15 protein-coding genes and 3 pseudogenes are annotated in these 23,116 nt (G+C 57.1%); 8 read left to right on the top strand and 10 right to left on the bottom strand.

Annotated elements, in window-relative coordinates; genetic code table 11:
* The first annotated feature begins 305 nt into the window (after positions 1–305).
* On the top strand, positions 306–2,765 hold the full coding sequence (locus DU29_RS01000000129650; RefSeq protein WP_201770516.1) for a beta-glucosidase family protein: 2,460 nt from the start codon (positions 306–308) through the stop codon (positions 2,763–2,765).
* Positions 2,766–3,248: 483 nt separating this feature from the next.
* Entirely contained in the window at positions 3,249–3,398 is a 150-nt protein-coding gene (locus tag DU29_RS1000000133505) for a hypothetical protein (RefSeq protein ID WP_268871170.1), read from the top strand.
* Here DU29_RS1000000133505 and DU29_RS1000000131240 read toward each other — a convergent pair.
* From DU29_RS1000000131240 to DU29_RS0108030, 6 genes and pseudogenes are all read right to left on the bottom strand, one after another.
* Positions 3,357–3,698, bottom strand: a pseudogene (locus DU29_RS1000000131240) (transposase); the annotation flags it as partial. The gene DU29_RS1000000133505 and the pseudogene DU29_RS1000000131240 overlap by 42 nt on opposite strands.
* 90 nt (positions 3,699–3,788) lie before the next feature.
* Positions 3,789–4,445 (bottom strand): TetR/AcrR family transcriptional regulator, encoded by a 657-nt coding sequence (locus DU29_RS0108050; protein WP_028621277.1) that lies wholly within the window; start codon positions 4,443–4,445, stop codon positions 3,789–3,791.
* Between the two features lie 213 nt (positions 4,446–4,658).
* Entirely contained in the window at positions 4,659–5,279 is a 621-nt protein-coding gene (locus tag DU29_RS0108045) for a PqiC family protein (RefSeq protein ID WP_028621276.1), read from the bottom strand.
* Positions 5,276–6,952 (bottom strand): PqiB family protein, encoded by a 1,677-nt coding sequence (locus DU29_RS0108040; RefSeq protein WP_028621275.1) that lies wholly within the window; start codon positions 6,950–6,952, stop codon positions 5,276–5,278. Before DU29_RS0108040 ends, DU29_RS0108045 begins: the two co-directional genes overlap by 4 nt.
* Positions 6,942–7,559, bottom strand: coding sequence for a paraquat-inducible protein A (locus tag DU29_RS0108035; RefSeq protein ID WP_028621274.1), 618 nt, complete (start codon positions 7,557–7,559; stop codon positions 6,942–6,944). The genes DU29_RS0108040 and DU29_RS0108035 overlap by 11 nt, the downstream gene beginning before the upstream one ends.
* Positions 7,556–8,176, bottom strand: a complete 621-nt coding sequence (locus DU29_RS0108030) for a paraquat-inducible protein A (RefSeq protein ID WP_028621273.1) — start codon at positions 8,174–8,176, stop codon at positions 7,556–7,558. Before DU29_RS0108030 ends, DU29_RS0108035 begins: the two co-directional genes overlap by 4 nt.
* 671 nt (positions 8,177–8,847) lie before the next feature.
* Here DU29_RS0108030 and DU29_RS01000000129645 point away from each other — a divergent pair.
* From DU29_RS01000000129645 to DU29_RS0108010, 4 genes and pseudogenes are all read left to right on the top strand, one after another.
* Positions 8,848–11,388 carry a mechanosensitive ion channel family protein gene (locus tag DU29_RS01000000129645; RefSeq protein WP_050483089.1) on the top strand — a complete coding sequence of 847 codons (2,541 nt, stop codon included), beginning with the start codon at positions 8,848–8,850 and terminating at the stop codon, positions 11,386–11,388.
* A 100-nt stretch (positions 11,389–11,488) separates the two neighbouring features.
* Complete coding sequence (locus tag DU29_RS0108020; RefSeq protein WP_033050354.1) at positions 11,489–13,039, top strand: phospholipase D family protein; 1,551 nt, start codon at positions 11,489–11,491, stop codon at positions 13,037–13,039.
* 607 nt (positions 13,040–13,646) lie between these two features.
* Positions 13,647–14,709: pseudogene (locus DU29_RS01000000129640) on the top strand (HlyD family secretion protein).
* On the top strand, positions 14,699–15,739 hold the full coding sequence (locus DU29_RS0108010; RefSeq protein ID WP_033050352.1) for a DUF2955 domain-containing protein: 1,041 nt from the start codon (positions 14,699–14,701) through the stop codon (positions 15,737–15,739). Before DU29_RS01000000129640 ends, DU29_RS0108010 begins: the two are co-directional and overlap by 11 nt.
* A 360-nt stretch (positions 15,740–16,099) precedes the next feature.
* Here the strand turns inward: DU29_RS0108010 and DU29_RS1000000130900 are convergent, their stop codons facing one another.
* Positions 16,100–16,732: a TetR/AcrR family transcriptional regulator gene (locus DU29_RS1000000130900; RefSeq protein WP_081832457.1), complete on the bottom strand. Its 633-nt coding sequence runs from the start codon at positions 16,730–16,732 to the stop codon at positions 16,100–16,102.
* 188 nt (positions 16,733–16,920) lie between these two features.
* Here DU29_RS1000000130900 and DU29_RS01000000129630 point away from each other — a divergent pair.
* Positions 16,921–18,341: pseudogene (locus tag DU29_RS01000000129630) on the top strand (efflux transporter outer membrane subunit).
* 382 nt (positions 18,342–18,723) lie between these two features.
* Entirely contained in the window at positions 18,724–19,032 is a 309-nt protein-coding gene (locus DU29_RS0107995; RefSeq protein ID WP_236645584.1) for a LysR family transcriptional regulator, read from the top strand.
* A 152-nt stretch (positions 19,033–19,184) separates the two neighbouring features.
* Here the strand turns inward: DU29_RS0107995 and DU29_RS0107990 are convergent, their stop codons facing one another.
* The 3 genes from DU29_RS0107990 to DU29_RS0107980 all read right to left on the bottom strand — a co-directional run bounded on the left by DU29_RS0107990 (position 19,185) and on the right by DU29_RS0107980 (position 23,115).
* Entirely contained in the window at positions 19,185–20,117 is a 933-nt protein-coding gene (locus tag DU29_RS0107990) for a LysR family transcriptional regulator (protein WP_028621268.1), read from the bottom strand.
* Positions 20,118–20,222: 105 nt separating this feature from the next.
* Positions 20,223–22,145: a flavin-containing monooxygenase gene (locus DU29_RS0107985; protein WP_033050351.1), complete on the bottom strand. Its 1,923-nt coding sequence runs from the start codon at positions 22,143–22,145 to the stop codon at positions 20,223–20,225.
* Between the two features lie 52 nt (positions 22,146–22,197).
* On the bottom strand, positions 22,198–23,115 hold the full coding sequence (locus DU29_RS0107980) for an alpha/beta hydrolase (protein WP_028621266.1): 918 nt from the start codon (positions 23,113–23,115) through the stop codon (positions 22,198–22,200).
* Position 23,116 lies beyond the last annotated feature (1 nt).

The following is a 23,116-nucleotide window of genomic DNA, read 5'->3' as shown; positions in this document are numbered from 1 at the left end:
GCTATGGGATTGCGGCTGGCGGTGCAGTCCCCGCTACAACCAACACCTCGTCGGATGTCGAGCGTGGCCGTTACCTAGCCACAGCTGGTGACCTGGTCATTGCTAGCCCGTTGGGCGCGATTTATTCGACCAACATCACACCATCGAAAACGCAGGGCATCGGCAACTACACACTGGAGCAATTCAGCCATGCTATGCGCCACGGTAAGCGTGCGGACGGTACCAACCTACACCCTCGCTCATCACCGCCCGTGCGGTCGAAAAGTTATAGTGAATCAACCGCAGTTCCTCAAACGGAGTCTTTCATGCAGTTCTTCCCGCAGTGGCGCAATCTCGCCCCCACGATTCCCCTGCTCACCGCAGCGATCGCCCTGGCTGGCTGCGCGTCCGGCGTCCCCGCTGACGACACAACCGCTACGCCATGGATGGACACGGCGTTGGCACCTGAACGCCGGTCCGATCTTCTACTCGCAGCGATGAGCTTCGAGCAAAAGGCGCAGCAACTGACCGGTGCGCTACCCGAAATCGTGCCCGAACTGCCGCATTGCAAAGGTGCGCGTCACACGACCGGCATCCCTGCGCTGCGCATTCCCACCTTGCGTGTCACCAACGGCCCAGTCGGTATTGGCCAGAACGACTGCGTCGGACTCGACACCCCGCCCAACATGGGGTATGTCAACGGCCTGTACGCCGACAGTGCCGCCTACTTTCACGCGTCGTCCGCCAAGGCCACGGCTGTGCCGTCCGCCATCGCCGTCGCCGCGTCGTTCGACCCCGACGTGGCCACCGCCTTCGGCGAGCTGATCGGCGAGGAAGGCAGCCGCCTGGCGCTGCACGTGTTCGAGGCGCCGGGGATGAACCTCGCGCGCCTGCCTCTGGCCGGCCGCAATTTCGAGTACAAGGGTGAGGATCCCTACCTGGCCGGCGTGATCTCCGTGGCCGAGACGCGCGCCGTGCAGGGCAAGGGTCTGATCGCCGTGGCCAAACACTACGTGGGCAACGAGCAGGAAGTGAACCGCATGTCGGTGAGCGAGCGCATCGACCCGCAGGTGCTGCACGAGCTGTACTTGCTGCCGTTCGAGATGGCCGTCAAGGATGGTGAAACCGGCGCGGTGATGTGTTCCTATAACGCGCTCAACGGTGCGTTCGCCTGTGAGAACGAGGAGATGCTCACCGAGGTCCTGCGCAAGCAGTGGGGCTTCCAGGGCTACGTGCAGTCGGACTTCTTCGCCGCCAAGAGCACCGCGAAAGCCATGCGTGCCGGCCTCGACCATGAGATGCCCCTGCCGCAGTTCTACAGCGAGGAAAACCTGCGTAAGGCACTCGATGCCGGTGAGCTCGCCATGGGCGACATCGACACCGCGCTGCGCCGCCGTTACGTGCAGATGTTCAAGTTCGGCATCTTCGACAAGCCGATCGTGCAGCAGGCGCTCGATGTCGAAGGCGGCGGCCGGCTGGCGCGCGAGATCGGCGTACAGACCGCGGTGCTGCTGCAGAACAACGGTGCCCTGCCGCTGCCGCGCGACGCGCGGCGGGTGCTGCTGGTCGGCAAGTCAAGTCAGATCTACGCCCAGCAGGCGGTCGCGGGCGGGTCGATGGTGGACAAGGTGATGGGTGACGGCGGCGGCAGCTCGGACGTCGTACCCTTCTATACCGTGGCCCCCGCCAAAGGCCTGCGCAATGTCTTCGCAGACGTCGGCAACAAGGCCGTCACCGTGCAGCTAGCGCTAGTGGATGACGCCAATGCGGCGGCGACGATCGACGGCGCACCGGTGGATTTCGACCAGGTGCTTGAGGCCGCGGCCAGCGCCGCCGCCGTCGTAGTGATGGCCGGCACCGTGGCCGAAGAAGGCGCGGACCGCGCCACCTTCAGCGACGAGAGGGGCACGAAGCTCGTCACCCGCGGCGACTCCCTTGACTGGTACGCGCCAGCGCCCAAGGCGATCTCCGTCGTCGGTGGTGACAATCCCGGCGGCAACAGCCAGACCATCGCGATGATCGACCGGTTGCTGGCCGTCGAATCCACCACCGCGCGCGCGACGCATGCCAAGACCGCGCTGGTGCTAAAGGACAACGCCGGCGTGCCGATCCCCGCGCGCTGGCTCGGTGACCGCGGCCCCGCGATGCTAGAGACCTGGTTCCCCGGCCAGGAAGACGGCCACATCGTCGCCGACCTGCTGCTGGGCGTGCACAACCCTGAGGGCAAGCTGCCGGTGACGTTCCCGATCAAAGGTCAGGGCTTCATGGAAACCGTCTCGGCCAGCCAGTACCCGGGCATCATGGATACGCAGGGCATTCCCCAGGTCGAGTACAGCGAGCAACTGCAGATCGGCTACCGCTGGTACGACGCCACCAACACGCGGCCCGCGTTTGCCTTCGGTCACGGCCTGTCGTACACGCGCTTCGAGCTCGCCGAACCGCGGCTGCAGCTGCCCGCCAGCGAGGGTGACGTCTATCGCGTCGAAACCACCGTGCGCAACACCGGCGCCCGCGCCGGCGCCGAAGTGGTGCAGGTCTACCTGTCGGTGCCTTCAGGTGCCGGGCTGCCGCAGCCGCCGAAGCGGCTTGTCGGCTTCCACAAGGTGCCGCTTGCGGTGGGCGGCCGCGAGCGGGTCACCATCGATATCGACCCGGCCGCGAGCAACCATCCCTTGAGCGTGTGGGACGTGTCGCGCAAGGCCTTCGTGATTCCGTCGGGCACGTACACAGTCTGGATCGGCAGCGCCTCCGACCGGCTGGTGCGTGCGGGAACATTCGTGCGCTAACTGCGAAGCTCCAATAGCTTGTATCCGATGTTCATCCGGATTGGCGTCCGCGCCGAAGTAGAAATGAGTCAGCGTGCCGATTGTCGTCGCATTGAGGGCAGGAGGCGATGGCTCTCGTTTCCACACCGAGGACGCCCCAGTGAGGCAGGCCGCCGAGCTGGTGGCGAATCGGCGCAAGATGATCATCGGTACACGGCATGCTGTGGAGGAGACAGCATGAGCAAACGCAAGGTCTCCGTTGCCCCGCTTACCGCCGCTGCTGGGCGACATTCGAGCACTGATCGACCGTCACCTGCGTGCGCTGACCCTTGCCAGCACGGCCTTGTTCGGATTCGCGGCACTGGTGCTGGGCGTGATGAGCAATGAACCTGTCGCCGTCTATACGGCGATCGGGTTTGGGGCCTTGCCTTCGGTGGTACCGCGACCCTGTTCCAGACTGCAATTGCCCAAACAGCCGGGGAAGCTGCGGATGTCGCGCAGTCCATGCTGCTTACGGCCTGGAACATGGTGATCGCAGGTGGCGGCATCATCGACGGCTTGTTGCTGGATCGCCTCGGCGTCGGCGCGTTCTCTCCTGCGCTACTGGTGCTGCTAGTGTGCTGTCTCAGAAAAAACATTCTCTTTGGACTGTGATGTCATCGCCTCTCGTGCACGCGGGATCTTGCGCAAGATGTCTTCACCTTTTGCATTCCAGACGTAAAGGTTTGGCTGAGCATTGTGTAACGCTAAAAACGTGGTAATGGAACTGGCCAATTCGCGTGTCGCACTGAAGCTGCCATCACGTAAGAAAACGGTCATGTCTCGGAAGAAGCGTTCAACCATGTTCATCCAGGAGCTTGATGTCGGGGTGAAGTGCATGTGAAATCGCGAATGTCGCTTGAGCCATTCCTTGACCTCTGGATGTTTATGCGTGGCGTAATTATGAGCACTCAGCCAAGCCGTTCAAGTGGAATAAAACGGATGTGGCCATCATTAGCTCGGTACATAGGGGAAGCTGCGCGTGATAAAAAATAAATTAATGGATTAACCGCTCAGGCCACTGGGTAACCCATGTATTCGCTCCAAGGCCTCCAGGTAAGCAATCAAGGCTCTCGGAAGCTCCTCAATCAATAGCCGTCTGGACAAGGCGCTACTTTTTTGTGCGACCTGAAATGCGCCCATAGGTAGCTCTACCAATGCCAAGACATAAACCTGGCGTGCATCAGCAGTGGCAGTCGGCAAGCGTAATTCCAGCATCCGCGCGTAGGTGTCTTCGATTCGCCGGCGCAAATCCGGGCTACTCAAACGATAGGTTCCATCGAGCGGATAAATCATTGAAACCAGATCCCGGTGCTCCTCGATATATTGCAAGATAGGAAGGATCAGTCGGGCGATGACGTCCCCTGCGCTCTCCTCGATCCAGACACTTTCATCAATGGCCATCATCTCTTGCATAATGACCACCAACGCCTTTATGTGGCGATCACCCAAGGCCTCCAGAACACTCTGCTTGTCAGGAAAGAAATGATAAAGCGAGCCAATCGATGTACCACCCTCTCGGGCCAGACCGTGCATAGTCAGCTGAGCAACCCCTTCGATCACAATCAAGCGGGCACAAGCGTCCAGTATGGCAGCAACTCGTTCGTGACCGCGGGTTTGCTGGGGAGAACGGGAAGAGGTGGGCTTTTTCTTGTCGGTCATGGGGAGGCAGTACGCATTCGATCGTCCGTTATGAGCCATTTATATCTCGACAATCGAACAAACACTAGACTAAATCGTCTAGTGCGGGTTAGGCAATGCACTGATCCGCGCCAACCTGGGCAACAGCCAGGGGTCCCCGGGCTTACCCCCCCACCGAAGGCGTCTCGCTGACAGCGCCTGTCTGATGGTCAACCTGTCGACCGCCCTGCTCGGCTACTGCGCGCCACTCCAGCACCGAGAAACTGGCTCTCGCGTCCAGTCGTCAGCCGTTTTGGCAATGGCATCCGCCAAGTTCGCAACCGCACGCTGATGGGCTAGCACCAGGTTCTTCACTCCAGCACCCGCCGGCTCTCGGATCACGCTGCTGCAGGTTAAGTTCCGACGTTTGTTGTCGCGGCTGCTCAGACTCAGGTTCCACACCACATCGATTAACGCGTACTGATTCAAAACTGATTCAAACCGGCGTACGTCAGTGCGCACTGACAGTACAGGCTGATCGCTCTGTCGGGGCAATCCCGCCAGATCCCGAACACCGAAGCGCCGCTCCAACTGACCGGTCAACGCATCATGAAACTCATCACCCAAAGGCCCGCCCCAGAGTTCGCTCTCAAGAATGGCGAGGCTGCCGTCGCCGTCGCGCAACACGACTTGCGGCTGATCAACTTGCACCGGTATCGACACGGGCAGCATGTTGAATTGAAACAACGGTTGTGCAACGGCTGCCGACGCTGCGTCCTGGGGTGCAATCAGCGTGTAGTAATGCGTCGATTGCGAAGAGCAGGCACCTAGGCTCAGCGCTGCTGCAAGCAGAACAATGTGGGCGCGAACGTTCATTGCGCAGGCTCCAAGTCAATTTCACGGGATGAGGACGAGCCTTTGTAGGAACCCGATGCTGCGTCGCCGGTGCGGCCACGGATCAACGATTCAGGGTGGCGGCTCAGGAAATCGGTGAGTACACGAACCGAGCGGGCCGTGCGCTGAACTTCATCCATGGTTTGACCAAGCTGCTGCCGCGCCGGTGAATCATCCGACAGGGTGTCGTTTGCCGTCCCCAAGGTTTTTTGCGCTTGCTGCAACGTGCCGCGCACTTGCGGTAGCACTTCGCCGTTCACCGTTTTCATGGTTTTTTGCAGTTCGCTCAGACTGCCGTTAAGGTTACTCACCAGCGCGTCGATCGGCAGTTTGCTCAGCTTATCGACGAAGCCCTGCAACTGCTCCTGCAATTTGTCGAAGCTGCCTGGCACAGTCGGAATTTCCAACGGACGCGCGGTCGCGTCAAATGCCACTTTGGGCGCCTTCGAATCAAAATCCATCGCGATATACAGTTGACCGGTCAGAAGATTGCCAGTGCGAGCCTGAGCCCGAAGGCCGTGACGAACCAATCCGTCAAGGACCCGTGCGCTCTGCTCCTCGATGTCGCCCTCGCCCGCCAATCCCTGCAACATGTCGTGGGCTGCGCCCAAGCGCTGCGGATAGATGACAGCACCGACGACTCCAGGGAACGTCTGGGTCTTGGGGTCATACTCCAGATCGACCGAGACGACGCGGCCGATATTTACCCCAAGGAAGTCGATGGGCGCATTGACCGCCAGGCCTCTGAGCGACTGCTGGAAACGCATACGAATGTAACGCGGCTCGCCGTCAGGTGGTGCCAATGCGGTGGTCTGGTCTTCGAAAATCTTGAACTTGGCATTGGCCTCGGCTGGCTTGGCGCCGGGACTGTATGCGGGTTCACGGAAAGCGATGCCTCCGGAGATGATCGAGGCCAGGGATTGTGTCGCGACTTTCAGGCCTTCGGCCCCTACGGTCACGTCCACGCCACTGGCATTCCAGAAGCGCGAATCGGTCAGCACGTATTGATCATTCGGTGAGTTGATAAAAATCTCGATGTCGACGCCTTTTCCGTCTTTCGCCAACTCGTATGCCACCACTTGACCGACCCGAATCCGACGAAAGTACACCGGTGACCCTATGTCCAACGAACCCAAATCCGCTGTATGCAGCATGAACCGCTTGCCCTTTTCACCGAAGGTGACCGAAGGCGGGGTTTCCAGGCCAGTGAAGTTCTTCTCGATTTTTTCCGACTTTCCGGGGTCAGCATTGATGAACGCACCCGACAGTAATGTATCGACGCCGGAAACGCCTTGAGCGCCAATGCGCGGACGAACCACCCAATACTGGGTCTCGGCGTGGGTAAACAGCGTCGCCGTTTTGTTCAATTCTATAGTGGCCAGAACATGGGTGCGGTCCTCGCTCAACGCAATGTCTGTGACCATGCCGATCACCACGTTCTTGTACTTGACCTGAGTTTTGTTGACCTCCAAACCTTCGGCGGTGAGGAAGCTGACGGTTACCTTTGGCCCAACATTAAGAAGGTCGTGAACGACCATCGACAGCCCGATCAAAGCAGCGACGATGGGCACTAGCCACACCAATGAAATTCTTGCCTTACGGGCTTTGATCTCGGGCTTCACCGATTGTGAAGGAGTAAGGGGATTATCGGACATCTTCAACCTCTAAATCCCAGATAAGCCGGGGATCAAAACTCATGGCAGCGAACATGGTCATGACCACCACCAAACCAAAGAAAAGGATGCCCAGTCGGGGCTCAATCGTGCTGAGCCCTTGAAACTGAACCAGAGCGGCCACCAGAGCGACCACTAAAACGTCGAGCATCGACCAGTAGCCGATCAGCTCGATAAAACGATACAGCCGCGCACGCTCGCGCTGGGCCCACTGGCTTCTGCGCTGACAAGTGACCAACAACAAAGTGAGCACCAGGAACTTGATGCAGGGCACCACCACACTGGCAACGAAGATCAAGATTGCGATATCCCACGAGCCACCTTTGGCGAACTCAATCACCCCATTCATGATGGTACTTTCGCTGCCATTACCGAGCATCGTGGTGAACATGACCGGCAGGACGTTGGCCGGTATATAGAGAATCAGCCCTGCAATCAGAAAAGCCCAAGTACGAACCAGGCTGTTGGGTTTGCGAACATGCACCGGCGACTCGCAGCGAGGGCACTGGTGGACTCCACCCGCGCAGACATTGCTGCACACATGGCACAGCCAGATATTCCGGTCCCGAGCGTAGGGAATATTGCTCATGGACGCCCCACTCCAAGCTCTTCCCACAAGCGTCGAATATCCTTGCCGGCGATCAGCAGGATCAACACCATCAACATCACCATGGCCCAAAGCCCCACGCCGACGTGCACATCGAGCATGCCTGCCAGTTTGACAATCGCCACCAGAATACCCAGCAGGCAGACTTCCAGCATGCTCCAAGGACGCAAGTGTTCCAGAGCACGCATACACGCTCTGAAGCCCGGGGCTATTTTGCCGCGATTTGCATGGACAAGTACCCAGAACAACAATGCAATCTGCAGGGCTGGTGCGAGGATAATTGAAAGACCGATCACCAGCGCGATCAAGGTAATGCGACCTTGTGCCAGCGCCTCCACCGAGCCCCATAGGGTCACTTCGTTTGTCAGGCCTTGCAGACTGATGCTGATCACCGGAAAGACGTTGGCGAAGACAAACATAATGGCTGCGGCCACCGTGAGGGCCAGTAACTGTTCGATGCTCAAGCGGTGGCTGCGATCGAGCACCGCACCGCAACGCAAACAACAAGCGGATTGTCCCGCCTGCAACGGACAGGCTTCGTAAAGCGAATCGCAGTGTTCACAAATGATGCAGGATGGATTTAGGTCAAGCGGCTGCAAGGTATTATTTCTATCCGAAGAGGCACCAGAAAGGAGCGATCAAAAATTGGATGGGAGACTGCGGCCTGCCACAAGTTGAAGCTGAAAGCACTAAAACATCATTGTTCATCTCCCCGCCCTCTCGCTCGAGCAGACCTCATGAAAAAAGATTTGAGGACCTCGAATGCAGGATCCAGAGAGAAAAGTTGCCGCAGCAAAGTATCTAAAATAGAGCCTTCCGTCTAGTTTAATCTGGAAACAATCAGATCCAACGATGGTGACTAGCCTGGCGTGCGTGAAGATTACGTAAGCAGATGCAAAGCTCGGGCAGACATGATGATGCGCCTGATGACGACAAGAAATGAACCAATACTAGACTGCATCGTCTATTTAATTCGCGAAATGGATTGATCCCTCCGCGCTTTCTGATTTTATGTGGGCTCCCGCTTACCTGAATATCTCGAGTCGATTACCCAATAGGAGCCGCACAAAAGTCCGTCTATGGCTCCACGTTTTGCCCGCAATATGGGCAGCGAAGATTCGCCGAATTCTATCTGTCAATCCATGTGCTGCAGACGGTGGATCCTATCGTCACTGAAATTTTCAATAGCTTTGGTCCTGTGGGCTAGCAGCGATTTTGCTGGCACAGCCCGTTAATGCTTTAAAAAATCACCGCCACTCAGGCTCATATTATGATCAAACGTTGCTTGCCTCTTCTTTTAACACTGATGCTCAGTTTGGCTGTGTGTGCGCCATGGACCGCGCAAGCGCGGGTGATTCCTGAGGAACAGACCAATAAACAAACGCAGGAAGCCCTTCCTGCGAGCCAGAAACAGTCGACCAAGGAAAGCCCCGCAGAGACGGCAACCGTTAATGCCGAAGACGTCATCAAGGCTCCCCCGCCGCCTGATCCCGAGGCAGACACAGCACCGCTTGAAGCGGACGGTTTGATTGCTCGCACGCTGGATGAATTTGGCGAATGGATCACTCGACTGGGCGAGAAATTGCATCTGTTCGAACATTCAGCAGCGGAACTCGCCCAGTGGTTAAAGGCCAGTTTTTATGACGATGCCTGGAGGCAACTGCTGTTTGAATCAGCGTGCGGTCTGCTCGCGGTATTTGTGCTTGGCGTGTCTGCACAAGCGCTCGTGAATCGGGGTTTGCGCTACCCCCGCCGCGCGCTAGCCGAATATGCCGGTAATGTGGCGTCGCGTCTGCACGAGGTTGCGACGCGCACGCGCGCTGAAGAGAACTTCGCCGCCGCGCAGCCGTCTGCTGCAGAGACCCAAGCCCAGGCGGAGTTAGCGCCCGAGCAAGAAAACGTAGTCTTGGTCCAAACAGTTCGCGACGGCGTAGAGCGTGTCGAAACGCTGGTCGTACAGGATGCTGAAGACATTACGTCTGCCACGACACCGGCTTCGCCGACCAATCCTGAAGTAATACCCGCACGACATGAACCTCTCCCTCATGAGGATCCTGCCCAGGCGATAGCCTTTACCCGTCGCGATATGGCCGAGCGCACACTGCGTTTGCTCCCTTTTGCGCTCGGCACGCTATTGCTCGATCTGCTGGGGTTGGTGGCTTTTTTCTGTGCCGCAGCGCTGGCCATCCACTTGCTACCCACCCTTGATCCACACGCACTCTCTGTCGTGCGGGGTTTCTTCAAGGCTTACGTCACTACCAGCATTTGCATGGCGGTGTTACGTGTGTTGATTGCCCCGTACGGTCGTGGCGTTCGCCTGTTACGGATCACTCCACTCTCGGCGCGCGCTCTTTATACCTGGCTGCGCCGCTTCATCGTATTCGCCGCCTTCGGGATTGCGCTGGCATCCGCTGCCGGTCAGCTCGGGGCCGGCGAAGCGGGTCGCCAAGCCATGGTTAAACTGGTTTCGCTGCTCATTCATCTCGCTGCAGTCATGATTATCTTCCGATTCCGCAAGCCAATTGGCCTCAGCATCGCCGCCGCGCCAGAAGCCACTGGCTCGCTTGCAGCGTTGCGTAATTGGTTGGCGAAGATCTGGGTAATCCCTGCAGCATCGCTGGTCATGGGGCTTTGGTTTATCTGGGCGCTGGGTATCGAGAATGGTTTCCCAAGGCTAATGGAGTTCATCGCAGTCACAGCTGCGATCATCATGGTCGGACGTCTGGTCGATGTTTTTGTCCAAGGCTTGGTAGCGAAAGCGCTTCACGTAGATAACGGTGTCGCCCCCTCAAATAACAGTAGACCTTCAAACCTGCGTAGCAACATGGGGGAGCGTTATTTTCCATTGATTCGCCGGCTGATCTCCTTTGTTGTGATGGTTCTGACCGTTGTCGCGTTATTGCAATCACAAGGGATCAACGCTATCGACTGGTTTGCCCCAGGCACGATCGGCGGCAGCATGACGTCGGCGGCACTGACTATTTTCACTGCGTTAGTGATCGCCGTAATCGTCTGGTACTTGATCGATAGCACTGTTCAGCGACGCGTCACACTGTGGACCGAAAATGGAGACCTGACACGTGCAGCCCGCCTAAAAACACTACTGCCGATGATGCGAACAATTTTGCTCGTTGTCCTGACGCTAGTGGTGGGGTTGACGGCCTTGACTCAGATTGGCATCAACACCACCCCGCTGTTAGCGGGTGCTAGCATCATCGGGGTTGCGCTGGGCTTTGGCTCACAAAAATTGGTTCAGGATTTCATCACCGGTATTTTCCTGCTCATGGAGAACGCCATGCAGGTGGGCGACGGCGTTACCGTCGCGGGTGTTAGCGGCACGGTGGAAAATTTGTCCATTCGTACAGTTCGCCTACGCGCTGGAGATGGCTCGCTGCATATCATTCCGTTCAGCTCCGTCTCTACGGTTAACAATACCAACCGAGGTATCGGCAACGCCGCAGTACGCGTCAACATCGGCTATGAAACGGACGTAAATCTAGCCAGCAATGAACTTAAGAAAATCGGTGCCGAGCTACGTGCCGACCCTACGTTTGGACCTTTGATTCTGGCCGATCTGGAAGTCTGGGGGGTCGATGCGATTGATGGACCCATGCTCACCTTGACGGGGCAGATTCGTTGCTTGTCCAACGGGCGATGGGGCGTACAGCGCGAAACCAATCGCCGCATATTGGAAAGGTTCCGTGAGCTAAACATTCAAATTGCCGATCCGCGTGAGCGCCTGATGGTGCCTAGTGCGGAGTATGGCGCTAGTCACTGTGCAGTAACGACACCGGGGAAACACGAAAAATGATCGATCAAGCGTCGTCGAGTCGTCATTCAAAGACCACCTATAAAAACGATGGCGACCCGCTGAACAATGTTATGCATCAATGGCCCACGTCGAGTAATTCATGATTCCAGCTCATCAACTGTGCACACTGATCCTTGGCATCAGCTTACTGAGCGGCTGCACTTTGCCCTCGCTTGAAGGCCGGACGATCTCTACGACACTCCCGCAGACTCAGGCAAAGTCCACCACACTGGGCCGCGCTATCGACCAACAGATCGGCGTCGAGGCGGATAAAAGCCAAAGCGGCATTGTCGCTTTGGCTGACCCTTACGACGCCTTCGCCGCACGGATTCTACTGGCCCGCACGGCCGAAAAAACCCTGGATGTTCAATATTACATCTGGCATGGCGACATCACCGGAACACTGCTTTTAGATGCTTTGCGCGAAGCAGCGAGCCGAGGCGTAAAGGTCCGTCTATTACTCGATGATAACGGCACAGCCGGCCTGGATACCGAACTCGCGGCCCTGGATACCGACCCTAACATCGAAGTTCGATTGTTCAATCCCTTTATTGTTCGCTCGCCCAAAGCATTGGGTTACTTGACGGATTTCAGTCGCGCCAATCGGCGGATGCATAACAAATCGCTCACTGCCGACAATCAAGCCACCATTGTCGGTGGGCGTAATGTGGGTGATGAATACTTCGGGGCGAGTGAAGGCGTGCTGTTCGCCGATTTGGATGTCTTTGCCATCGGGCCGATCGTCAACAGCGTTTCCAACGACTTTGATAAGTATTGGGCAAGTGACAGCGCCTATCCGGCAGACCGTATCTTGCCGTCCGTAGGGCCCTCTCGCCTTACTGAAATAACCGCTGCTGCCGCCAGCCTTGAACGCTCCCCAGCCGCAACGCGATACATCAGCGCCATCCGCAAATCGAATTTTATGACTCGCTTACTCCAGAACAAACTTACCTTTGAATGGGCGCACACGCGCATGGTCAGTGATGACCCTGCTAAAGGTCTCGGCGAAGTGACATCCTCCGGACTACTCATGACTCAGTTGGGCGACATCCTCGGGAAACCGGCTCATAACCTGGACTTGGTCTCGCCCTATTTCGTCCCCACCACAGCGGGAGTCGATGCATTTACCAAGATTGCCAATAGCGGCGTTCGCCTGCGAGTACTGACTAACGCACTGGAGGCCACTGACGTGGCTGCGGTTCACGCAGGCTACGCCAAGCGGCGCAAAGACTTGCTCAAGGCTGGCGTGGTTCTTTATGAGATGCGCCGTACCGCCCCTGAAGGGAAGCGCAACGAGAGCGCGGGACCGTTTGGCAGTTCTGGTTCAAGCCTGCATGCCAAGACCTTCGGTGTAGACCAGTCTCGTATATTCGTCGGTTCCTTTAACTTTGACCCTCGCTCGGCGCACCTTAACACTGAACTTGGGTTTGTCATTGACAGCCCGAAAATGGCCGGGGAAATCGACGAGGCGTTCACTGCAAAAATCCCTGAACGAGCGTATGAAGTGCATCTGTCTGATAACGATCAGTTGTATTGGCTAGAATTACGTGACGGCATACAGGTGCGCCATGACAGTGAACCGGGTGTCACCTTGTTTCAGCGCGCGACCGTTTCATTGCTTTCGATTCTGCCGATTGAATGGCTGCTGTAATGAACGAACTTGAAGACTGATGCGTTGTATCTGATACGACGCAGCAAGCTGATTGGTTTTGCCACCCTACTCCCGAAAAGCGCGCGTGGCCGCGCTGGCGCAGCCCCGATGGTACCGCTGGCCTGGTGCTGGAAAAAAACCGGGCTGAGATGATGTGTTGCAGACGAACAGATAAGCGCAGTGCAGTTGTGCTGCACCAAATACCCACTCCCGAATAGCAATAAAGAAATCCAGTTCTGGAAGTATCTATAATCGCCGGACACTAATATCAGGCGAATTTAATGACAAATGGCAGCAACAAAAAACTTCGCCAGCGCAAGAATCAACTAACGCACTCTTTTCGCCACTGCAATACGGTGATCGCCAAAATAGAAGCTTGCACGCGATGCAGACTATTCCCCGCATGAATTGGGACTATCAACATTTCAAATGGTCCTGTTTCTCCTGCACTGGGTAAAATCTGTCCTCAAGTCCCACCCACCCTTTTCATTTCATCCCACTGATTGTCTCGTGGCCTCTGGGCGCATCGAGTTCAAGACGACGATTAAACAGTCATGGATAGATCATCATCCAACGGATCGCACATGAACGCTTTATGCAAGTTGCCATGACCCCTGACCAACGATTTGCCCGACACGTCCGTTTTGCCATTTTGATTTTGACCGGCCTGTTTGTCTATTTCCTGGCAGCAGACCTCTATATGCCGCTCACACCCCAGGCGCAATTAACTCGTTCCGTTGTGCGTATCGCGCCTCGCGTGTCGGGCCAAGTGATAGAAGTGACAGTGGTCAATAATCAGCATGTCGAGGCTGGGCAGTTGCTGTTCCGCCTCGATCCCCGCCCTTTTGCTTTGAAGGTCAAGGAAGCGCAGTTGATGATCGAGCGCGCCCGACAGGATTACTCGGAGCGTGATGCAAATCTCGGCGCAGCGCAGGCCGACTTGTCAGCAGCAAAGGCTAAAGTTCAGGAGTTAGCGGCTCAGGCGGGTCGCATTCGAACCTTGCATGACAAAAACTTCGTCTCTACGCAACTGCGGGATCAGATCAACGCCAACCTGATTATTGCCCAAGCGCAAGTACGGGCCGCGTCCAGCACCATCGATGAAATCAAGGCGCGCAGAGGTGGCCCCGGCGACGACAATGTTCACATCCGCCAGGCGCATAACACATTGGAACAGGCCCGACTGCAACTGGAGTACAGCGAAGTCCGGGCTGAACGTGCCGGCGTGGTTGGCAATCTGCAGCTCAGTCCCGGGGCGTACTTCCAGGCCGGTGCATCCGTCATGGCATTAGTGGAAGACAATGCCGATGTCACTGCCGACTTCAGAGAAAAGGCGTTGCGCTATGCGAAGCCAGGCACAACCGCCTCAGTGGTGTTCGATGCCCGGCCAGGGGACATTTTTGCTGCAAAAGTCAGCAGCCTGGAGTCGGGGGTGAAAGAAGGTCAGATCGACGCAAACGGCGATCTGGCCGCCCCCCCTGCAATCGGATCGATGGGTAAGGGATGCGCAGCGCCAACGCATCCACCTGGTGTTCAATACCGAACTTCCGCCCTCGTTACCCTCTGGAGCGAAGGCAACCGTGCAGCTCTTTTCCAGCGACAATGTTGTGGCGCGCTTGATGGGTGCGCTGCAAATCCGCCTCGTCAGCATCATCCATTATGTCTACTGAGACTGGCGGCCCCCATCGGCTGAGCGAAAACGACCTGCGTCAATGCCTGCGCATTGCCGGCGGTGGTACGCTGGGGCTGTTGATTTGCAAGGTTTTAAATCTGGAGTATGGCGCTTTTTTTTGCGTCTATCCGATGTTGGTCCTTGGCCTGGTTCCGACCTTAAATGCCCATCTGGTCCGCCAGTTCCTGGCACAGGGCGTGGTGGTCAGCGTGGAGGTCGGAGTGCTTTATGGGCTGTTCGGTGGTCGACCGGTGTTGGCGGTGCCCATCGTGTTCCTGTTGTTTCTATACCGCTTTGCGCTGATGGCGAAAGGGCCACTGTTTTTCTTCAGCGCTCTGAGCGCGGTGTTTCTCTCGATTCTGCTGCATTTTTCTAGCTATCCGCAAACTGATGTCATCGATCTGCTCTGGTGCAATGGCGCAGCGATCTGGCTCTCTGCGGCGATCGCCGGCCTGATGTTTTACCTGTTTCCAGATGCAGCTCCCCGCAGCCCCAGGCAACCGATAGAAAAAGACCTGCCCAGCCAGCGCCATGAAGCCCTGCTTGGCGCAACGGTCGCTACCGCGTCGTTTGTCGCCTTTCAATGCCTGGACTTGAAAGATTCATTGTCCGCACAAGTGGCAAGCATCCTGATTCTGTTTCCCATGCACTGGAAAGGCGCGCATTTCGCCGGGAGGATTCGTGCAGTAGGCACGCTTATGGGATGCGCAGTGGGCTTTATCATGCAGTTGTTACTCTACAATCATCATGACATTTTACCGCTGGTTCTCGTGATGTTCTGGGTGGCCTTGATGGTCTGCGCCCGTTGGCATTCCATGGAAAAAGGGCTGCCGGGAATAGGCTTTGGCGCCATTACCACATTGGCCATTCTGTTTGGCCAATACCTGACGCCCTCGCATGACATCATGTTCGATATCTTTTATAGACTCACTTCTGTGTCGATCTCGGTAATCCTGACCCTGACGCTTGTTTTCCTGGTCCATGGATTTCTCAATCGATTCGCCGTGACTCGACATATGAGCCATTGATCTCGCCACCACTCAAACGTTTAACGCTTCGCGCTGCACCTCCTGCCATCTGGACGGTAGGCAGGTGTCCTCCAGACTTGCTCCCAAGGCTAGTTGCCAGCCTCAGTTCTGACAGCGCTTGAGCCCTTAACGATGCGTCTTCGGACGGTTTGCTTTCGCTCATCTGCTCAATACGTACCTGACGCCTTTTCCACGGTCGCTCATCACCACGCCTTTTGAACGAAGCAGCACCGGGCGGTTTTAAGCCAGCTCCTGCAAGCGGACTTCGGGAGGTCTACTCCCACCTTCGATACAGCATCGCTCGCTAAGGTCAGTGTTCGTGCCCCCCAATAAAGGATCTTCACTCGAATCCGGGGCGATTCACACCAGTTCCTGCATGGAATGCACGAACGGCCTCGTCAGCGTCTCGGTGGGCTCGGGACTGTGTAACGACTCAATAACCAGACCGGTGATCGATAAGGCCATCAGATGTGCCAGCGCCGTCAACTCAGCCGCCGTACGCTGTGTCGAAACTTCCCCCATAGCAATCAAGAGCAGCGTGAGCTGGGCTCGCAGGTTTTTCCGCGCCACACGCCAACGGGCCACCACCGGACATTCCGACGCGCCGATTTCGCCATCCTTCAACAAGATGGTGCAGAAGTCTCGATGGTGTTGGACCTTAAGCGTGTCATTCAATGCGCGAGCGAAATGCTCAAAACCTTGCGCCGGATCAGCCGCTGGCACGAAGAATCTCTCCAGCGGCAATACCGAGGCGTTCATGATCGACAGCAGCAGTTCCCTCTTCCCCTTGAAATGCCCGTAAACCGCACCTCGACTAAGACCTGCGCATTTCGCGATGTCATCAAGCGTCGAATAGGCGTAACCGTACTCGGCAAACATCCGTATACCCGCCTCCATCAACTTGATACACGTCTGTTCTGACTCTTCAACCGTTTTTCTCGCCATACCAATTGTTACCTGACCCTGTGGGCGACCACCGCCGGTGGATGTCATTCAGTCCTCCATGCTCCTCGTCAAAGCAAAAACCGAGCACTGCAGAACTTCCACATTATGGTGCATTCTATCGTATTACAGTACAGTCCGAACTCCTTGCTTACAAGCTGCCAGTCAACGCTCTCAAAAAATCAGGTAAGAACCATGAAGTTGAAAGCACTTACTGTTGCGATTCTGCTGGCGCTAGCCTGCAAGGTTGCAGCTTGATCCCCGCCTACCACCGGCCCGAAGCACCGGTGAATCAGAGCTGGCCTCAAGGTCCGGCTTATAAAACCTCATCGGTGGGTGCGGCCAACAGCGCCAAATCAATCGCTAACTTGCACTGGCAGCAATTCTTTCGCGCGACCCGGCCATGCGCCAATTGATCGGGTTGGCCTTGACCAACAACCGCGATTTGCGCCAAGCAGCCTTGAATGTCGATGCCTACCGAGCGCTGTATCGCATCCAGCGCTCCGAGATGTCGCCCAACGTTGGCGTCAGTGGCTCAGGCGCCAGACAACACCTGCCGGGAGATCTGGCTGCTGCCGGGAAGAGCGGGACCTACGGTAACTACGAGCTCAATATCTGCGACGCGTCCTACGAACTGGACGTGTTCGAGCGTATCCAGAGCCTGAATGAAAGCGCCCTGCAAACTTACCTATCGACAGAAGAAGCGCAGCACAGCGTGCAGGTGGGCTTTGTGGTCAGTGTCGCCAGCGCCTACCTGACCTGGAGAACCGACCAGGAGCAGTTGCGTATTGCCCAATCGACTATGGACACCTATACCCATGGGCTCGACGTGATGCAGTCCGCCCGATCTGCCGGCACGATCTCTGACTTGAGCGTGCGTCAGGCACGTACCCTAGTGGATACCGCACGCACTAAGACTTTGACCTACACCCGCCGGGTCGCCCATGACATGAACGCCTTGGCGCTATTGGTCGGAACCCACATACCCGGCAATCTGCCCGACGAAGGCGACTGGACGCAGCGGATGATCGCCTCCATTCCGGCCGGTTTGCCTGCGGATATCCTGCGCCAACGCCCCGATGTCAGAGCAGCTGAGCGCGACTTGATCGCCGCGAATGCCAACATTGGTGCAGCGAGGGCAGCGTTCTACCCCTCCATCACCTTGACGGCCAATGCCGGCGTGGCCAGTGCGCAGCTCTCCCATTTGTTCGCCGGAGGCCAAGGCCAATGGACATTCATTCCTCAGATCAATATTCCGATCTTCAACGGTGGGCGCTTGAAGGCGAACCTCAATTACGCAGAAATCCAGAAAGACATCCGCGTTACCGCCTACGAAAAGAGTATTCAGACGGCCTTCAGTGAAGTCGCCGACGGCCTAGCCTCAGCGGGAATCTACGAAGAGCAACTGCAAGCGCACCGCGATCTTGTGCACAACAACAGCGCGTACCTGGATCTGGCACTTAATCGTTTCCAGCACGGCGTCGAAAACTTCCTGCCCGTCCTGGACGCTCAGCGCAATCTGTTTGCGGCGCGCGAAGAGCTCGCTTCCAACCGCTTGTTACAGCTTCAAAGTCAGGTCTAGCTGTACCGCGCCCTAGGCGGTGGCTGGGACAACACGCAACTTGCCAGCGCCAAGCATCCCGATGCCCATTTCAAATAGCCGAATGAGGACATTGATATGACGGCGGGATGTCTGGGTTTTCGAGACAGGATGGCATTGACCTAACGACCCATATAGTGGGCGATTGATGTCCTGTAATGACCAGAAGTGAGATGGAAATTGAATTGGTTGAAAGAAACAGTATCCAGGTTGTCTTCAGAGCCGCCCGAATATTGCGGTGCCTGGAGAGTAAACCTTAAAGATTGAGCCTACTCGCAGCAAGTCGAGGCCGCTCAGGGCTTTTACTCCATAACTGTGGTCGGCCCGCGTGGCGAATTCGCGATCAGCGTGAGCCGATCATCCCGGTGTTTAAAGAACGCCAGGCCAGTATCAATGCCTCGACTAGCTCGACCGATTGCCCCATTGATTCGGCAGATACCCGATGACCAAAACTATGCCCACGTTGACACCCATGAAAATAAATCTTCGGATTTTTGCCGAGATTGACCTCAATTTGATGGTCGTCTTTATGGTTATTTACGATGAACGAAATGTCTCACGCGCGGCGCTGAAGCTTGGCGTCGGTCAGCCGGCGGTGAGTGGCTCGCTCGCTCGGTTGCGGGCGCGTTTTAGCGATCCGTTGTTCGAGCGAATGGGTCGCGGCATGGAACCGACTGCCAAAGCGCACGACATCGCTGGTCAGCTCGCGCCTGCAATCAGAACGATCGAGTCGATCCTGGGTGAGCGCTGAAAACTGCGCATCGATTAGTTTTTCTCGTCAGCAATGGTGTCTAGCCTGGCTCCGCTGTTGCCGTCACCGGGTTTTTCTTTAGGCAGGAGATTGGCATGAGGTCGCAGCAGGTTCCATAAGCACTTCGGAAAACGGGGTCAAATCCTTCGCTGTCAGTGGTTTAGGATTCCGCGATCCAGCAATGTTTGGTCCCACTGCGGCGCATCGCCGATACGTCCTATCAGAAAGTCAATCAAGGTCCGCACCTTTAGGGCTCGACGTTGGGTTTCGGGATACACGGCGGCGAAATCAAAAGATGACAAACGATAGTCGGTAAGAATCGGCACAAGTCGCCCGGCGAGTAGATCGCTGCTGGCAATGAGCGTCGGCAAGCAAGTGATACCGGCCCCGGTCAGGGCATAGTCACGCAACAAATGGACCGAACTGGAGCGCACCTGACCGTGCAAGGTCAGATCGATACACTCCTCTCCCCGGGTGAACTGCCAGCGATTGCGTGACGGATAGCCGCCGTAAAGGGCAATGCGGTGATCCTTGAGCTGCTCGGGATGCTTGGGAGCATCATGTTCGCGCAAATACGCAGGTGATGCACAGAACAGCCGATGCACGTTGAACAGCTTGCGCACCACCAGACGCTCGGCCATCGGCGGGAACATCTGGAAGGCAATATCGAAGCCTTCTTCGATCGGATCGACCACCCGGTCATTGACAACCACATCGAACTCGATCTCGGGATATATAGCGGTGAACTCTGCCAGCATTGGGCCCAGGTGGTCGATCGCGAACCCCTGCAGTACCTGGACACGTAACTGACCCGTGAGGTTGGAGCGCTGATTGCGCATCTTCTCGGTCAAGCCATGAAATCCGGCGACCATATCGGCGCATTCTTGAAAATAGGCTTCGCCGATGTCCGACAGGCGGACGTGGCGGGTACTGCGATGAAACAGCGGCGAATTGATGAACGTCTCAAGCTGTTGCACACGATTAGTAATCACTGAACGGGTCACGCCCAACTGCTCCGCCGCCTTGGAGAAACTGCCGGTCTGCGCCACGTGCACGAACGCCTCTGTTATGAGTAGACGATCCATGACCTTCCCTTTTTGTAATTATTGGCTGGCATTCATTTGAGGTGAGTCCGGCACAGCCTGCCGTTGCATAGTAAGGCTGTGACGGTGATCCCACCAGCGAAGCGATCAGGAAAGGTGGTAATCGGTCGGCTCGACTTCATGAGTCCGGCGCCAGAACTCTACTGCGTTGAACGGGAAGTTCTGGGTGACCCGCCCTTTGCTGTTCTTGTACCAACTGTTGACCTTGGAGAAGCCCCAGGCGCGCAAGCCATTGGCCTGGTCGACCCTCTGGTTGTAGCTCTCGAACACCTGCGGCTTGATCTCCATGCTCTGGTGCCCCCCCTCCAGCAACAGACGTACGGCATCGACGATATAGGTCGCGGTGAACTCAGAGAATTGAATAATGGTGCTGTACACCACCAGTCCTGTGTTGGGCCCGTACATGCAGAACATGTTGGGGAACCCAGGCACTGTCATACCCATATAGGCCCGCGCGTCGTTATCCTTCCAGACCTCATGCAAGGCCAGGCCGTCACGCCCGGTAATGTTGATCGGCATGAGGAACTTGGAAGCGTGAAAGCCGGTGCCATAGACGATTATGTCGAACTCGTGCTCGGTGCCGTCCACACAGCAAATGCCCTTGGGCGTGATGGCCTCAATCGGCAGACGAATCATGCTGACGTTGTCGCGTTTGAGCGTCGAGATCCAAGTACCATTGTCGCGGATGATGCGCTTTCCGCCGACCGGAGAATCCGGAATCAGCACATCACGCAGATCAGGCCGGTCGGCAAATTGTGGTTCCATCCAGGCGCTGATTGCCTGGCGCAATTGATCGTTGCGCGCCGACACCGCGACTTCGGTCGGAGGGTAATCGACATCCACCACAACGTCCTCGAGGAAACCGACACTCTGGGGCATCACCATGGCCGCCCGATACCACAGGCTGTAGTTGGGCAAATTGGCAAGCAACCACTTGCAACTGTCGGAGATTTTCTCGTGCAGGTCAGGCGTGGGCAACAACCAGTTGGTGGTGCGGGCAAAGACCTTCAGATCGGCAGCCGTCTTGGCCAGTTGCGGAATAAACTGGGCAGCACTCGCTCCTGTGCCGATCACACCAACCCGCTTTCCGCTCCAGTCGACGTTGTGATCCCACTGCGCCGAGTGGAAAGCCGGACCTTCGAAGGTCTCGATGCCGGGGATCGCCGGAATCATCGGCCGATTCAATTGCCCTACTGCAAACACCACCACGTTGCTGTCGACGCGGGTCTGCCCTGTACTGTTGCGGCAGAGCATTTTCCAACACTGGCTGTCTTCGTCCCAATGGGCATCGGTGACTTCGGTATTGAACTGAATATGCTCATACAACCCTCTCTCTCGCGCCACCGCCTGCATGTAACCGAACACCTGCGGGCCGGGGGCAAAACAATCGTCCCAAGTGCTGCGGGCAAAAGAGAAGCTGTAAAAGAAACTGTTGATGTCGATGCGACAACCCGGGTAGGTATTTTCGCGCCAGGTACCGCCGACATCGGAACCTTTCTCATAGACAACGAAGGGTACACCCGCCTGTTTGAAACGCAGCGCCGCGATCATGCCGCTCTCCCCAGCGCCAATGATTACCACCTTGAAGTCACGGTCGGCGGCCACATGTTCTTTATGCCAGCGTGGGGCGCGAGGGTCCTCTTCAGCGGTCACCAGTTCTTCGGCGACCAGCGGCAGATAGGGCTCGATGACAGGCCCCATCAGCCAAGTCCCCAAGGCATGCAGCTGGTCGCTGGTCGGGCGCGCCGGCACGGGCAGCCCGTTGTCGCGGAAAGCCAATAGCCGAAGCAGGCAGAATTCACGGACCTCGGCTTCGACGTCGGGGCTCATCCCGCTTCCTGCGACGCCCATGGCAACTACAGGTTTCCAGTCCGGCTTGAGCACATCGAGGTCGCCGGTCAGGTGCGCGACGGTCATCAGTAAGGTCGGTATATCGGCCCCCTGCAAATGGCCACGCAGGGTTTCTTCATCACAATCAAGGGAAGCCAAAGTAGTGTTATAGGCGCTCATGGGTAAACCTCTTGTTCTTGTTGTCAGGGATCATTGATTGGTCGTACGGGGTTTAACCGACCTGCAACCAGGGATCGATCTGGTCACTCAGCCAATCCAGCGCCTCGCGGCTGGCATGCAGGAAAGGCATGGTCACGAATCCATGCATCTGCCCAGTGAAACAGCGTTCACTCACGACTATGCCGGCCTGCACCAGTCGGTGGGCGTAGGCTTGTCCTTCCTCGCGCAGCACATCGAACTCCGCAGTCAGCACCACCGCCGGTGGCACGCCACGAAAGTCCTTTGCCGACAACGGTGATGCCCAAACCTGCTTGCGCTCGTTAGCATCCGGCAGGTAGTGATCCCAGAACCAACGCATATCCTCACGGGTCAGCAGCAGTTGCCGTTGCGGATCGAGATAACCTGGCCCATCGAGATCAGCCTGGGTCGCCGGATAGATCAACACCTGCAAGGCCCAGTCCAACTGGCCTCGCTGGGCAGCACGCTGAGCGAACACGGCCGCTAGGTTGCCGCCGGCACTGTCGCCCGCGACGATCAGTGTGCCGTTGGCCGAGCCGGAGAGCTGCTCGCGACGGTCCATCAGCCACTGTGCGGCGCGCTCGACGTCATCGAGAGCGGCTGGAAAAGGAAACTCCGGGGCCAGGCGGTAATCGACGAGGACCACGGTGCAGTCAGTACGGTGCGCCAGCTGGCGAGCGAAGTGGTCGAAGTCGTCGAGCCCACCCACGACCCAGCCCCCGCCATGCAGGTAGAGAATTGTGCCGCGTACCGAGGCGCTGGGCGTCAATACACGCAGGCGCGCCCCACCCAATTGCACCTCCTCAACGCTGTGCATGGTCGGCCCCACGGCCTCCGGGCGCAGGCTCGCCATGACTTCACGAGCCTCGTAGGGGTTCATCAAATGAAACGGTTTCAGGCCGCTCTCGGCCAATTGCTCAAGCAATCGGGCAGACTCGACATCAAGCGCCATA

This window comes from Pseudomonas sp. Ant30-3, from assembly GCF_000690905.1.
Classification (GTDB): domain Bacteria; phylum Pseudomonadota; class Gammaproteobacteria; order Pseudomonadales; family Pseudomonadaceae; genus Aquipseudomonas.
Note: the sequence above shows the minus strand (reverse complement) of the source record. Positions and strands in the feature narration are given on the sequence as shown.

Coding starts and splice junctions, on each gene's coding strand:
- DU29_RS01000000129650 (WP_201770516.1), top strand. CDS start 306: ATGCAGTTCTTCCCGCAGTGGCGCAATCTCGCCCCCACGATTCCCCTG.
- DU29_RS1000000133505 (WP_268871170.1), top strand. CDS start 3,249: ATGCTGCTTACGGCCTGGAACATGGTGATCGCAGGTGGCGGCATCATC.
- DU29_RS0108050 (WP_028621277.1), bottom strand. CDS start 4,445: ATGACCGACAAGAAAAAGCCCACCTCTTCCCGTTCTCCCCAGCAAACC.
- DU29_RS0108045 (WP_028621276.1), bottom strand. CDS start 5,279: ATGAACGTTCGCGCCCACATTGTTCTGCTTGCAGCAGCGCTGAGCCTA.
- DU29_RS0108040 (WP_028621275.1), bottom strand. CDS start 6,952: ATGTCCGATAATCCCCTTACTCCTTCACAATCGGTGAAGCCCGAGATC.
- DU29_RS0108035 (WP_028621274.1), bottom strand. CDS start 7,559: ATGAGCAATATTCCCTACGCTCGGGACCGGAATATCTGGCTGTGCCAT.
- DU29_RS01000000129645 (WP_050483089.1), top strand. CDS start 8,848: ATGATCAAACGTTGCTTGCCTCTTCTTTTAACACTGATGCTCAGTTTG.
- DU29_RS0108020 (WP_033050354.1), top strand. CDS start 11,489: ATGATTCCAGCTCATCAACTGTGCACACTGATCCTTGGCATCAGCTTA.
- DU29_RS0108010 (WP_033050352.1), top strand. CDS start 14,699: ATGTCTACTGAGACTGGCGGCCCCCATCGGCTGAGCGAAAACGACCTG.
- DU29_RS1000000130900 (WP_081832457.1), bottom strand. CDS start 16,732: ATGACATCCACCGGCGGTGGTCGCCCACAGGGTCAGGTAACAATTGGT.
- DU29_RS0107995 (WP_236645584.1), top strand. CDS start 18,724: ATGACCAAAACTATGCCCACGTTGACACCCATGAAAATAAATCTTCGG.
- DU29_RS0107990 (WP_028621268.1), bottom strand. CDS start 20,117: ATGGATCGTCTACTCATAACAGAGGCGTTCGTGCACGTGGCGCAGACC.
- DU29_RS0107985 (WP_033050351.1), bottom strand. CDS start 22,145: ATGAGCGCCTATAACACTACTTTGGCTTCCCTTGATTGTGATGAAGAA.
- DU29_RS0107980 (WP_028621266.1), bottom strand. CDS start 23,115: ATGGCGCTTGATGTCGAGTCTGCCCGATTGCTTGAGCAATTGGCCGAG.